Origin of the sequence: Deinococcus puniceus, from assembly GCF_001644565.1 — a bacterium.
Taxonomy (GTDB): Bacteria; Deinococcota; Deinococci; order Deinococcales; family Deinococcaceae; genus Deinococcus; species Deinococcus puniceus.
In genome coordinates this window covers 289,758-302,848 of sequence record NZ_CP011387.1, presented here as the reverse complement: position 1 = coordinate 302,848, position 13,091 = coordinate 289,758, and the positions used below count along the sequence as shown (strand labels likewise).

The 13,091-nt window shown below is 62.4% G+C and carries 9 protein-coding genes; 4 read left to right on the top strand and 5 right to left on the bottom strand.

Annotated features, from left to right (window positions below; all coding sequences use genetic code 11):
- Window positions 1–202 precede the first annotated feature (202 nt).
- The 3 genes from SU48_RS01445 to SU48_RS01435 form a co-directional block, all read right to left on the bottom strand.
- Window positions 203–1,222: an ABC transporter permease gene (locus SU48_RS01445; protein WP_064013695.1), complete on the bottom strand. Its 1,020-nt coding sequence runs from the start codon at window positions 1,220–1,222 to the stop codon at window positions 203–205.
- Between the two features lie 49 nt (window positions 1,223–1,271).
- Complete coding sequence (locus tag SU48_RS01440; protein WP_064013694.1) at window positions 1,272–2,294, bottom strand: ABC transporter permease; 1,023 nt, start codon at window positions 2,292–2,294, stop codon at window positions 1,272–1,274.
- A gap of 144 nt (window positions 2,295–2,438) precedes the next feature.
- The gene (locus tag SU48_RS01435) at window positions 2,439–4,157 is read right to left on the bottom strand and encodes an ABC transporter substrate-binding protein (protein ID WP_064013693.1); all 1,719 of its coding nucleotides are present in this window, start codon (window positions 4,155–4,157) and stop codon (window positions 2,439–2,441) included.
- Between the two features lie 277 nt (window positions 4,158–4,434).
- Between SU48_RS01435 and SU48_RS01430 the strand changes: the two genes are divergently transcribed.
- The 4 genes from SU48_RS01430 (at window position 4,435) to SU48_RS01415 (ending at window position 9,480) form a co-directional block, all read left to right on the top strand.
- On the top strand, window positions 4,435–5,454 hold the full coding sequence (locus SU48_RS01430) for a D-alanine--D-alanine ligase family protein (RefSeq protein ID WP_064013692.1): 1,020 nt from the start codon (window positions 4,435–4,437) through the stop codon (window positions 5,452–5,454).
- A gap of 128 nt (window positions 5,455–5,582) precedes the next feature.
- Window positions 5,583–6,575: an extracellular solute-binding protein gene (locus SU48_RS01425; protein WP_064013691.1), complete on the top strand. Its 993-nt coding sequence runs from the start codon at window positions 5,583–5,585 to the stop codon at window positions 6,573–6,575.
- A gap of 158 nt (window positions 6,576–6,733) precedes the next feature.
- Window positions 6,734–8,401, top strand: coding sequence for an ABC transporter permease (locus tag SU48_RS01420; RefSeq protein WP_064013690.1), 1,668 nt, complete (start codon window positions 6,734–6,736; stop codon window positions 8,399–8,401).
- Window positions 8,398–9,480 (top strand): ABC transporter ATP-binding protein, encoded by a 1,083-nt coding sequence (locus SU48_RS01415; protein WP_064013689.1) that lies wholly within the window; start codon window positions 8,398–8,400, stop codon window positions 9,478–9,480. The genes SU48_RS01420 and SU48_RS01415 overlap by 4 nt, the downstream gene beginning before the upstream one ends.
- Window positions 9,481–9,542: 62 nt before the next feature.
- Here the strand turns inward: SU48_RS01415 and SU48_RS01410 are convergent, their stop codons facing one another.
- Both SU48_RS01410 and odhB read right to left on the bottom strand, forming a co-directional pair.
- Complete coding sequence (locus SU48_RS01410; protein ID WP_064013688.1) at window positions 9,543–11,351, bottom strand: C1 family peptidase; 1,809 nt, start codon at window positions 11,349–11,351, stop codon at window positions 9,543–9,545.
- A gap of 242 nt (window positions 11,352–11,593) precedes the next feature.
- On the bottom strand, window positions 11,594–12,871 hold the full coding sequence (gene odhB, locus SU48_RS01405; RefSeq protein WP_064013687.1) for a 2-oxoglutarate dehydrogenase complex dihydrolipoyllysine-residue succinyltransferase: 1,278 nt from the start codon (window positions 12,869–12,871) through the stop codon (window positions 11,594–11,596).
- Window positions 12,872–13,091: the final 220 nt, after the last annotated feature.

Below are 13,091 nucleotides of genomic sequence, written 5' to 3'. Positions count from 1 at the left end.
CGGGTGTGCCACCTTTTCACAACCGGTAGTCACGGGGGGGCTGTGGGTGCTGGCCGCCGTGCTGTACGCACTGGCATGGCAACTGATCGCAGGGTGGATGGGATCGGCTGGAACTGGACAATCAGACTCTGGGCTCTCCACCGTACCAATAAAAACCCCCGCCGTCGCGATGACAAGCGGGGGGGTTCAGGCGAGGAACGACTCAGCGACTCTTGGGGTCGAGGGCGTCGCGCAGGCCGTCACCGAACAGATTGAAGGCGAGGCTGAAGGTAACGATGAAAGCGGCGGGATAGACCAGCACGTACCAGTATTCGGGCTTGAGCCAAGCACGGGCGGAATCGACGAGTTGGCCCCATTCCGAGAATCCGCGCTCGAAGCCGAGGCCGAGGAATGAGAGGCCCGCCACGCCGAGGGGCACAGTCGCCAGATCGAGAACCGCCAGTGTGAGAACGGCGGCCACGCTGTTGGGCACAATATGTTTGAGGATCAGGCGCAGGTCACGGGCACCCAGGCCACGCGCCGCGTCCACGTATTCCAGTTGGCGGGTTCGCAGCACTTCACCGCGAATAATGCGGGCGTATCCGGCCCAGCCTGCCACGCAGAACGCGAAGATCATGGGAACGGTGGGGTCATAATCTCCACCACCGCCCTGAAAACGGGCACGCATGATGGTCAGGATAACCACTGTCAGAATCAGGGGCGGCAGCGCGAACAGCACGTCGATGAACCGCTGAATCAGGTTGTCGACCCAACCGCCGTAATAGCCGCTGATGGCCCCGATGACGATGCCCAACGCCAGCGTGATCGCCACGATGATAAAGGCCATTTTGAGTGCCGTGCGAGTGCCCCAGATCAGGCCGTAGTAGATGTTGTAGCCGTTGACAGTGCCGAACGGGACGCCCGCAGTCGGCGGTTTGGGTTCCTGTTCGAAGCTCAGGCGCTCGGTGCGGTAGCAACTGTTGGGCGGGAACAGGATGGCCCGGAACGCGCCGCCCGGCGTGTAGACCTGATTGGAATTGGTCATGTTCAGGTCGCGCAGGCAGTTGCCCGTAGGCTTGGCGAGCAGCGGCGCAAAGAGGGCGATCAGACCAAAGATCAGCGTAATGATCAGGCCTGTGATCGCCAGCGGGTTGCGCCGAAGCTTGCGCATAGCCGGACTTGTCCAGAACATCTGAAACTGGCTGCGTTTGTTGGCGGCGACAGGAGCGGAAACGGTGGTCATGAGGCCTCCCAGATGGAGCGGGCAGGTGAAACGTAAACAGCACCAATCATCAGTCGAACCTCACGCGGGGATCGACGACGCCGTACAAAATATCGACGATGGTACTGACCACCACGACCACGACAGCCGACATCATGGCAAAGCCCAGCACGGCGGCCAAATCGGTTTGCAGCGCCGCTTGCACCACCCACTGACCCACGCCGGGATAGGCGAAGATGGTTTCGGTAATCAGGGAACCGCCCAAGAGGCCGATAATCAGGAATCCGGCCAGCGTGATGATGCTGAGCAGCGCGTTGCGGCGGGCGTGTTTCCCGTTCACTACGCGGTCAGAGAGGCCTTTGGCGCGGGCGGTTCGCACGTAGTCGCTGGTCAGGGCTTCCAGCATATTGTTCCGCATGACCTTCACGATCTGGGCCGACAGCACCGTGATCAGGGTCAGGGCGGGCAGGATCATATGCCGGATCACGTCCCACGCAATATCCCAGCGCCCATTAAGCATGGCGTCGATGGACAGCATGCCCGTGTAGCGCCGCAAGTCGCCTAGGGCGAACTGGTTCAGCACACTGACCTGCCCCGCGCCCGGCAGCACGTTGAAATAGGCATAGAATACCGCCAGCAACAGGATGCCCAGCACAAAGGTAGGCAGGCTGTACCCGAATACCACAAAGACCCGGATCACTTGATCCAGAAATTTATCTTTGTGCAGGGCCGCCAATGTCCCCAGCCAGATGCCGATCAGCATGATGGGAATGGCGGTCAGGATGGTCAGTTCTATGGTGGCGGGCAGGCGCTCCCGAATGGTGTCGATCACGTCGTCGCCACTGGCTCTGGAGTAGCCCAGATCGCCCTGCAAGGTGCTGCTGAGCCAGCGCCCGTACTGAACCGGAAAAGAATCGCGCAGACCACGTGACTCGATGATCTGCTCTATGCGGGCCGCCTGTTGCTCGGTGCGGATATAGGGTGCAGCCCGTTGTTCGGGCGTCAAGAGTTGGGTCAGGCCCACGATCATGATGGACAGCACCAGCATAACCACGGGAATCTGAAGCAGTCTCCGCACAATGAAATTGAACATAAGAAGCCTCGGCAGGAAAGGTAACGGAAAGGGCTAAAAGCTCGTCAACTGAGCGCAGAAACAGGAGCAGTTCCAAATGCGGAAGCGGGGGGGCAGCCGACTGAGGCCACCCCGCCCGCTTAAGCGGGACTTGCGATGTCAATCTTACTTCTTGCTCAGTTCCTTCCAGTACGTTCCCAGCGTGAACGAGATCATGGGGTTGTAGTTGGCCTTGCCCGCACCCACGATGGTGTCGCGGAAGAAGCTGTAGTTCACTCCGGCAGGAATCAGGATGTGAGACGCCTGCTCGTAGGCGCGGTTGGCGACCAAGGAGTACAGACGGTTGCGCTCGGCGGTGTTCGTGGTGGCGCGGGTCTGCTCCAGCCACTTGTCCACGGAAGCGTCCTTCCAGGAGCTGCGCTTGGCGTAGTAGCCGTTGGAGGAGTAGAAGGTGTACATGAAGTTGTCGGCGTCGGCGAAGTCGGGTGCCCAGCCGATGCTGATCAGCGGGTTCTTGCCTTCGTTGCCGGAAGCGACCATTTCGCTCCACTGCTTGGCAGACACGTTGACCTTGAATTTGGGGTTGATGGCTTCGACTTCACGCTTCAGGATCTCGGCGATGGTCTGGGCTGCGGCGCTGCCGTCACGGTAGAACGCGGTGAGGACAAAGCCGTTCTTCCAGACCTGACCGCCCCACGCCTTCTTGAAGTAGGCAGTGGCCTGCGCGCGGTTGTAGGTGTACTTCTTGACCTTGGCGTCGTAACCGGGGAAGGTGTCGGGCATCAGGGTGGTGCGCTGCTTGCCCGCGCCCTTCTGGAAGTCGGTGATGTACTGCTGATAGTTGAAGGCGTAGCTGAAGGCGCGGCGCACGTTCACGTCGCTGAAGAAGTTGGCGGGAATGCCCTTGCCGTCCAGCTTGCCGCTGCCCAGAGTGCCCTTGTCGGTGATGTTCTGGTTCATGAACAGGGCAGTCGCGGCCACGTTAGGCAGGTCGTCAACCCAAGTCACGCCGGGCTTGCCTTTCAGCTGGGCGGTGTCGGTGGCGCGTCCACCGCCTTCGATGATGTCGGCGTCGCCGCGCAGGAAGGCCTGCTGACGAGCAGCGATTTCATCGACGCGCTGGAAGATCACGTTCTTGAGGGCGGGCTTTTTGCCCCAGTAGCCGTCGAACGCGGTAGCGAGGAAGGCGTTGGCGTCTTCACGCACGAACTTGTACGCGCCTGTGCCGCTGGGAGCCTTGTCCAGTTTGGAGTTGGTCAGGTCTTTGCCGACCCAGGCTTTCCAGTCGGCTTCCTTGCCGCTCCACTCGCCCAATCCGATGGCGTACTTGCTGTCTACAACGGCAAATCCGGTGTAGGCCAAGCGGGCCAAGAAGGTGGGGTCGGTTTTGGGCAGCGTAAACACCAGTTGTCCGGCGCTGTTGCACTCCACGGCGCGGTCAATGCGGGCCCAAGTGATGGTCTTGTCGTCGTTGGCGTTCGCGCCCGTGCCCAGCAAGCTCTCGGCGATGATGTAGTTGGCGCTGCTGCCTTCGTTGGTGACCAGCATGCGCTCGAAGGAGTACTCGGCGTCGGTGCAGGTCATGGCGTTGCCGCTATGGAACTTCACGTTCTTACGGAGGTCGAAGGTATAGGTTTTGCCCGCGTTGCTGACCGTCCATTTGGTACCCAGCAGGCCTTCAAGCTGCGAAATGCTCGCGCCCTTGTAGGTCAGGAGGGTTTCGTAGAGGTTTTCGACGATCGCACCGGAGCCGGTGTCGTAGGTGGCAGCGGGGTCAAGGGTGGGGATGTCCGAAGACCACTGGTACACGAGCGTGTCTTTGGGTGCGGCGGCAAACGCGGTGCTGGCAACGAGCAGAGTGCTAAGGATTGCTAGTTTCTTCATTGGGCCTCCTGAAAGGCAGTGGGTTGGCACAGAAAACTCCCGTAGGAGCGGCAAAACTATCTGTTCCAAGCACCGGTGTGGGGGTAAGTCGTGCGGCATCATAGCGTAGGCCAAGTGGCGGATGTGTGAAGTCTTGCAGGATGTTTCATCTGAAGGAAAGGTAAATATTCGCGTGTCCGACAGCAATTTTTCTAATGTTCGGGGAGAGCGATGTGTGTAAGTTACTCCGCTGACTTCGGCCACTCATGCGCGGCTGCGGCGTGCCATACTGCTCCCCGTGAAAAAGCGCATTTTGCTGCTGGCAGGCGGCCAATCCGGGGAACACGAAGTCAGTTTGATGAGTGCAAAGAGCGTGCTGGCCGCGCTGCCCCGCGATCAATTCGACGTGACGCCTGTGGTGATCAGCAAGCAGGGGCGCTGGCTACCGCCCACCGACACGGCCCGCGCCCTCGAATCGGGGGTCAGCGCACATGGCGGCGATCTGGTGCTGCACCGGGCCGCCAGTGCCGAGGGCTACGACGCCGTATTCCCGCTGCTGCACGGCCCGATGGGCGAAGACGGCACCATTCAAGGCCTGCTGACCTTGGCTGGGATTCCGTTCGTGGGGAGCGGCGTGCTGGGGTCTGCGGTCAGCATGGACAAGGTGATGACCAAGCAGGTGCTGGCCTCGGCGGGGGTGCCGCAGGTGGCGTGGGCGCTGGCCCTGCGGCACGAATGGCGCAGCACACCTGACACGGTGCGGGTGCGGGCCTCCAATCTCGGCTTTCCCTTGTTCGTGAAGCCTGCCAACCTCGGCTCTAGCGTGGGCATCAGCAAAGTGAACAGCGCGGGCGAGCTGACGGCGGCGCTGGATCTGGCGTTTGGCCTAGACCGCCGCGTGATTCTGGAAGCCATGACCAGCTACAAGCCGCGTGAGGTGGAAGTGGGCATCTTGGGCAACGACACGCCCATCGCCAGCCCAGTCGGAGAGCTGCAATTCGACGCCGAGTTTTACGACTACGACACCAAATACACTGAGGGCCGCGCCACCATGCACATTCCCGCTCCGCTGCCGGACAGCGTGTCGCAGCGCGTGCGCGACATTGCCCTGACCGCCTTCCGGGCGCTGGACTGTGCGGGGCTGGCCCGCGTGGATTTCTTTTATGTGCAGGAAACGGGCGAACTCTTGCTGAATGAGGTGAACACCATGCCCGGCTTCACCACCACGTCCATGTATCCCAAACTGCTGGAGGCGGCGGGCATCAGCTACAGCGAGTTGGTAACGCGGCTGGTAGGGCTGGCGCTGGAAAAGCGGTAGTTGGATCGCGGAGTGTGGTCGTGGGCAGAGAGGCACGGCATGACGCTTCTGCCCTGTCTCCTCACCCCTGCCAGCTCTTCGGGACATTCATCCCTTATTAATCCGACTGTTTTACTTAGGATTAAGGCATGAAGCTTGCCCTGATCGCGACCACTGCCCTGATGCTTGCTGGAACCAGCTTGGCTCAAACCAGCCTGACCGTTTACTCGGGCCGCGCCAAAACCTTTGTCGATCCCATCGTGCAGCAGTTTGAAAAGCAGACGGGCATCAAGGTGAACGTGCGTTACGGCACCGACGCGCAACTGGTGGCCGCTATTCGGGAGGAGGGCGCACGCAGCCCCGCCGACGTGTTCTGGGGCAACTCTATGGGCGCGCTGGGCGAACTGGCCGCCGACGGCAAGTTTTCCAAGCTGGGCAATGCGCTGACCCGCAACGTCTCGGACGACTACCTGCCCGAGACACGCACGTGGGTGCCCACCACCGTCCGCTTCCGCACGCTGGCCTACAACACCGCCAAAATCAAGCCCGCCGACTTGCCCGACAGCGTGCTGGACTTGCCCAAGATGACCAGCCTGAAGGGCCGCATCGGTTGGACGGTCAGCTACCCCAGCTTTCAGGACTTTTTGGCGGCCATGATCTCCAAATACGGTGAGGCCACCACCAAAACGTGGCTTGAGGGCATGAAGGCGCTGCAACCGAAGGACTACAAGACCAGCAACGTGGGCATGCTCGAAGCCATGCGGGCCGGAGAAATCGACGTGGCGCTCACCAATCACTACTACATCCAGCGCGTGAACCGCCTGAGCTACCCCATCGAAACCTATTTCTTCAAGAACGGTGATATCGGCAACCTCGGCAACGCGACGGGCGCGGCGATCCTGAAGACCAGCAAGAACCAGAGCGCCGCCGTGCGCCTGCTACAAACGCTGGTGGGCAAAGACGCCCAGACCTTCTTCCTGAGCGTGAACTTCGAATACCCCGTGATCGGCAACATTTTGCAGCCCACCACCATGCTGCCCTACGCCGACATCGTGAAGCGCAGCCCCCGGATTGACCCCACCGTGCTGCCCAAGAACATCGAGAAGGCGCAAAAGCTGCTGCGCGACGCCGGACTGCTGTAAGCAAAGTAGGCTGCAACAACAGCAATCGTCTCACCACAACTTGAACCACAGGCGGCTTTGTCTTCTTTCGGGGGGCAGGGCCGCCCTCCCTCTTCCCCAGCCTAACGGGACATCCCGCCCGCATTCCTGACTAACCCGCTCTGATAGCTTAAATCCCTGTGACTTCCCGCCGCCCGCCCCTGCTGCTCCTGCTGCCCGCCGTATTCACGGTGTTGGGCGTGCTGTTGCCGCTGGGGTATCTGGTGCTGCGGGCGTTTGGGGCAGAGGCAGAGGAACTGCGGGAAATCGTGTTCCGCACGCGCAATCTGGAATTGGCGGGCAATACGCTGGGCCTCACAGCGGCGGTCTTGGCCTGTACCACCGCCATTGCCCTGCCGCTGGCCTTCCTCGCCACCCGCACCGATTTCCGGCCCCGGCGCTTGCTGATGCTGCTGGGCGTGTTGCCGCTGGCGATTCCGGGCTATGTGGGCGCGTATGCCCTGATCGCCGCCAGCGGATTCGGCGGCACGATTCAGACCCTGACTGGGATCAACTGGCCGGGGCCGAGCGGATTTGGGGGGGCGCTGGGCGTACTGACGCTATTCACCTTTCCGTACCTGTTTCTGAATCTGCACGCGGCGCTGCGGGCACAAGACCCGGCTCTGGAAGACGCGGCGCGGTTGCTGGGGCGCACCCCCCTCCAAACCTTCTGGGCCGTGACCGTGCCGCACCTGCGCCCGGCGTGGCTGTCGGGGGCACTCCTGACCGGGCTGCACGTGCTGGGCGACTTCAGCGTGGTCAGCCTGATGCGCTATCCCACCTTCAGCGCGGCCATCTATCAGCAGTACACCGCCGCCTATGACCGGGTGTATTCGGCGTGGCTGGCACTGCTGCTGCTGCTGCTGACCGCCTTTGTGCTGTGGCTGGAAGCTCGCCTGATGCGCGGCGTGTCCTTGTCGCGGGTGTCGCCGGGGGGGGCGCGGCAGCCCGGTACGGTGCGGCTGGGCTGGGCGGTTGTTCCGGCGTGGGCGTTTGCGCTGACACTGGCGGGCGCGGCGTTGGTGGTGCCGCTGGGCACGGTGCTGTTTTGGCTCACCCGCGACTTTAATCCCGCAGCTTTGGCGGACTTATGGGTGGCCGCCCAGACCGCGCTGGGAGCCGCAGCGGTGGCCGCCGTGACCACCACGCTGCTGGCCTTTCCGCTGGCCTACATCGGCAGCCGCTATGGGCAGCACAGCCGCTGGGCACGCCTGACCGAGCGGGCCGCGTATTTGGGGTATGCCACGCCGCCGCTGGCCTTTGCGCTGGCCCTCGTGTTCTTTTCGTTGCAGGTCACGCCCAGCCTGTACCAAACTCTTCCGCTCCTGGTTGCCGCCTACACGCTGCATTTTGTGGCCGAGGCGGTTGGGCCGATTCGCACCAGCCTGACCAAAGCCACCCCCCGGCTGGAAGAAGCGGCGCGGGTGCTGGGGCTGTCGCCGCTGCGGGCACTAACGCGGGTCACGCTGCCGCTGATTCGTCCGGGGCTATGGGTCAGCGCGGCGTTCGTATTCCTGAGTGTCCTCAAGGAATTGCCGCTGACCCTGCTGCTCTCGCCCACCGGGTTCGATACGCTCGCCCGCAATGTCTGGACGTACACCGAAGAAGCCCAGTACGCCGCCGCCGCTCCCTACGCGCTGGCGTTGGCGCTCAGTGGCGCACTGCTGACCTTGCTGATTTTGCGCCGCGAAACAGGAGAGGCACAGCCGCAAGGGAAGCAGGTCACCCCGCGCCGCCGATCTGGCTCTGCTGCTCTGAACGCGCCCCCCACTCCTGAAGCCAACCCCACGCAAGGAACCCCGCTATGACTGCCACTCTGGAACCCGTCCGGCCCATGCCCACCGCGCAGCACGGCCCCCTCACCCTCACCGATCTGACCAAACGCTACGCGCCGGGATTGCCCCCGGTGGTGGGCGGCCTGTCGCTGGAGGTGCGGGCCGGAGAACTGCTGACGCTGCTGGGGCCGAGCGGCTGCGGCAAAACCACCACCCTGCGCCTGATCGCCGGACTGGAGCAGCCCGACAGCGGCAGCATCGAGATTCTGGGCCGCTCGATGACCGCGCCGTTCGTGCCGCCCGAGCGCCGGGGCGTGGGCCTCGTGTTTCAGGATTACGCCCTGTTTCCGCACCTGAGCGTGTTGGGCAACGTACTGTTTGGGCTGCGCCACTTGCCACGCACCCAACGCCTGCCCCGCGCTCAGGAGACGCTGGCTTTGGTGGGCCTCACCGTGTTCGCCTCGCGGATGCCGCACCAACTCAGCGGCGGGCAGCAACAGCGGGTGGCATTGGCCCGTGCGCTGGCCCCGCGCCCCGCCCTGCTGCTGCTGGATGAGCCCTTTTCCAATCTGGACGCGCAACTGCGCCACTCTACCCGTCAAGAAGTCCGGGCTATCTTGCGCCAGAGCAATACCACCGCCATTCTGGTCACGCACGATCAGGAAGAGGCGCTGGCCTTCAGTGACCGCTTGGTGCTGATGCGCGGCGGCCACATCGAACAAATTGGCACGCCGCAGGAGGTGTACGCGGCCCCCCGCACCGCCTTTGTCGCCAACTTCTTGGGCCGCAGCAACCTCTTGTCGGGCACGGCGTCGGGGCAAACGGCCCGCACCGCGCTGGGCCTGCTCCCGCTGATGCAATCCGCCTCCGGCCCCGTGCTGCTGAGCGTGCGGGCCGAACATCTGGCCTTTTGCGACGCCGCAGAGGGCGTAGAAGTGCGGATTTTGTCCCGCGAATTCCGGGGCCGGGATGCCAGCTACACCGTGCAACTCGGCAGTCAAGAACTGCTGGTACACGAGGCGGGCGGCCTGCTGAGGCCTGAAAACAACCTCGCCCATGTGCGCGTCACGCACGCGGCGACGGTGGTGCGGGAACTGGGCGGGCAGGCATAAGCCAGCCGGAAACGCCTCCCACACGTTTCCGGCTGCCGAGCTAAAGCTTTACGGCGAGGTCACTAGAAGCTGTTCATATCCGAGGCCACCGCGTTGTTGGGCAGGTTGTACACGCCGTTGGTTTCTTGGTCTAGGAAGGAGTCGGGCAGGTAGGCATACCCGCCGTCGCCGAAGCCGCAGCCCCAAGAGTTTTTGATGATCCAGACGCCGGTGGGGAACGTCATGTTGCCGAGGTTGATGCCAGCAATACGGACATTGTTGATGGTCACGCTGCCCGTGTTCACGTAGCCCACCAAGTGAACGGCGTGGCCGCCCCGGTAATTCTGGCCCACGAGATTCATGTTGGGCGTGCCCGCCGCGCCGATGGAATCGAAGGCCGCGTCTACGCCGAAGCCGAGCACGAGTTGGTCTCCCCTGTCCAGCATCTTTTTCATCAGCATGCGGCGGTATTCACGGGTGGCCTGGGTGGAGTTGAAGGACAGCGTGCCCAAGGAGTGCCACACTTCGTTGCCTTTGGTGGGCCGGAAATTGAAGGCGGCGTTTTCCTGAATCTCCCATTCGGGCTTCCACGCACAGTTGTTGGTGCTGCCCTGACAGACCAGTTGCGCCTGCGCGGTGGTGTCGCTGCACGCCTGATCGGCGTAGTTGGTGCAGGAATTCTTGAACTGCGTAATGGGTTTCTCACCCCCCGGCAAGGTCTGGCGGCTGTAGCTGGGGTTGTACTTCCAGCGCACCTCGGTGGGAATCATGCGCTGGCGGTTCACGGCGTCGTCGTAGTCGCCCCAGCCCGCGCCGTCGCCCAGCACGCCGTCGTCGCCGCGCAGCCAGTAGTAGGCGTACTGCTCCGACAGATTAAAGCGGGTCTTGATGCGCCGCGCGATCTGGCTTTCCAGCGCACTCACGAAGCCGAAAGCCATGCAGGTGCCGCGCCGTCCCTGATTTTTGATGGTCGTGATGTTGCCGATGTTGCCGCCGCGCATCTGCCCGAACAGCGCGTTGGTGGGCGTAAAGCGGCACGCGCCGTCGCTGGGGTTCTTCACGAAACCGTCTCCGAGTTCGCCGCCCGGCTGAGAGGGTGGTTGGCTGGGCTGCACGATAGTTTGCAGTTTCAGCAAGTCGGTGATGTTGCTGGCGATCTTGATCTGGGCCGAAGACAAGTCGATGCGGTTGCTCGGTTGCACCTGAAGTTGCGTGTTCTGGGCCTGTGTCGCGGCAGTGATGCGGGTAGCGGCTCCGCTGGTGATCGCCACACGCGCCGTTGCAGGATTGGCGAGCACAACGGCAGTGCCGGGCGCGGCAGCTTGGCTCAGCGTCTGGTCGTCCAGCCCAAAGGAACGCAGAATCTCGGAGCGGTTCACGGCGGCTTTGGCTTCGGCGTCGGCCACACTGCGGGCCACCGTATCGCGGCCATACAGCAGCACTTCCTGTTGCTGGCCGCCGCGCAGGTTCACGATGGCGGGCACGGTCAATCCGGCGGGCAATTTCAGGGTCATGCGGGCAATATCGGAGCGCAAGTCGGCCACATTTGCCAACTGGTTGGTGAGCGCGAGGCTGCTGCGAATGTTGGCGTCGCGGGCCTGCAGACGGGCGGGCAGTTCGTCCAGATTCACGGGCAGGGCATTCGGAGCCTGAAGCGCCTTCTGGAACAGGGCCGGATCAAGTTGCAGCTTGAAGAGTTGCTGGTTCTGAATGGTGATGGGCTGAAGCTGCAAGCGGTTGAGCTGCACCGTGTTGAGTTGCGGCGTGAGTTGAATGGAATTAAGGTTGATGGTGTTGTTCTGGGCCAGAGCAGTGCAGGTGAGCGCCACAGTCAGGGCGGCCAGCGTGCGGGTAAGAGACGAAGAAACCGGACGGTTCTTGTTGCCTTTCATATAACCCCTCCATCTGACACCGTGACCCTTGACACTGTGACTCTTCAATAAAAGCACTGGCAAGGTTGTGGATGCGCGGTTCAGTGCAAGCATTACACACCGGGCCTCATGATCAACCCATGATCGGCAGGGGCACACCCATCAGGCGGGAATCAGTCTAGGGATGCCCTTGATCATCTGCCGTCCAGCACACCAAAAAACGCCCCAGCCGAAGCCGGAGCGCCTTCACTTCTATCCTACTTTTAGAGTTCCAGCAACATCCGGGCCGGATCTTCCAAGAGGTTCTTGATCATGACCAAAAACTGCACGGCTTCCTTGCCGTCGATGATGCGGTGGTCATAGCTGAGCGCGAGGTACATCATAGGCGCGATGACCACTTGACCGTTTTGGGCGATAGGCCGCTCGATGATGTTGTGCATGCCCAGAATGGCGCTCTGGGGCGAGTTGATGATGGGCGTACTCATCATGGAGCCGAAGGTGCCGCCGTTGGTGATACTGAACGTGCCGCCGCTCATGTCGTCCATCGTCAGCTTGCCGTTCTTGGCCTTCTGGGCAAAGCCCGCGATTTCCTTTTCGATTCCGGCGAGGCTCATGGTGTCTGTGTCGCGCAAGATTGGCACAACCAGACCGCGCTCGGAGGCCACCGCGATACCGATATCGTAAAAGCCGTGGTAGATGATGTCTTTGCCGTCCACGCTGGCATTGACCACCGGGAAGGCTTTCAGGGCTTCGGTGGCGGCCCGCACGAACAGGCTCATAAAGCCCAGTTTGGTGCCGTGCTTGGCGACAAACTGATCCTGATACTTTTTCCGCAAGTCCATCGCGGGCTGCATGTTCACTTCGTTGAAGGTGGTCAGAATCGCTGCCGTGTTCTGCACTTCCTTCAGGCGCTCGGAAATGCGCTGGCGGATGCGGGTCATGGGCACGCGCTGTTCGGTGCGGGGGCCGCTGGGAATGGTAGCGGCGGGGGCGGGCGTAGGCGCAGTTGCAGGAGCGCTGGCCGCAGCCGGAGCCGCAGTTACACTGCCAATCGCGCCCACAGCGTCCGCCTTGGTGATGTTCCCCTTGGGGCCAGTGGCGGGAATCTGGGCGGGGTTGAGGTTGTTTTCTACAACGACCTTCCGCACGGCGGGCGAGAGGTCTTCGCGGCGATCAGGCAGGCTGCTTTGGGGCGTACTGCTCTGGCCGTCAGGTTGGGTGGCCGTACCGCCTGCACTGGCCTCATTCGCCACCGGGCCAGCCGCCTGATCTGCGGCGGGGGCCGGGGCTGCCGCTGGTGCGCTGCCTGCCTCTCCTACCGTGCCCAGCACTTCCTCGCTGAGAACGGTATCGCCCTCATTTTTCAGCACGCTTTGCAGCACGCCGTCTTGCTGGGCGGTGACTTCCAGCACCACCTTGTCGGTTTCGATCTCCGCGATGACCTCGCCGCGCTTGAGGGCGTCGCCGGGTTTCTTGTGCCACGTCAGCAGCGTGCCTTCACTGACTGACTCACTAAAAACAGGAACCTTGATGTCTGCCATAATCTCACCCTTTATACCCCTCACGGGGCGTCACGGGGGCGGGAACGGCTAGGCACACAATGCACGCAAGGGCAAAAGCGTCGGCTGAGGGCAGAAATAGCGTCATTCTGACTGTTTGGACATCTGCGCCACTGGCTTAGGCCACTTTGCGCTGTGCGGCGGCTGGGGCGGCGGCCTAGATTGACCTTGCTGCCCCGGTCACCCTTGAGGCGGTCAGGAA

Coding starts and splice junctions, on each gene's coding strand:
- SU48_RS01445 (WP_064013695.1), bottom strand. CDS start 1,222: ATGACCACCGTTTCCGCTCCTGTCGCCGCCAACAAACGCAGCCAGTTT.
- SU48_RS01435 (WP_064013693.1), bottom strand. CDS start 4,157: ATGAAGAAACTAGCAATCCTTAGCACTCTGCTCGTTGCCAGCACCGCG.
- odhB (WP_064013687.1), bottom strand. CDS start 12,871: ATGGCAGACATCAAGGTTCCTGTTTTTAGTGAGTCAGTCAGTGAAGGC.
- SU48_RS01425 (WP_064013691.1), top strand. CDS start 5,583: ATGAAGCTTGCCCTGATCGCGACCACTGCCCTGATGCTTGCTGGAACC.
- SU48_RS01410 (WP_064013688.1), bottom strand. CDS start 11,351: ATGAAAGGCAACAAGAACCGTCCGGTTTCTTCGTCTCTTACCCGCACG.
- SU48_RS01415 (WP_064013689.1), top strand. CDS start 8,398: ATGACTGCCACTCTGGAACCCGTCCGGCCCATGCCCACCGCGCAGCAC.
- SU48_RS01440 (WP_064013694.1), bottom strand. CDS start 2,294: ATGTTCAATTTCATTGTGCGGAGACTGCTTCAGATTCCCGTGGTTATG.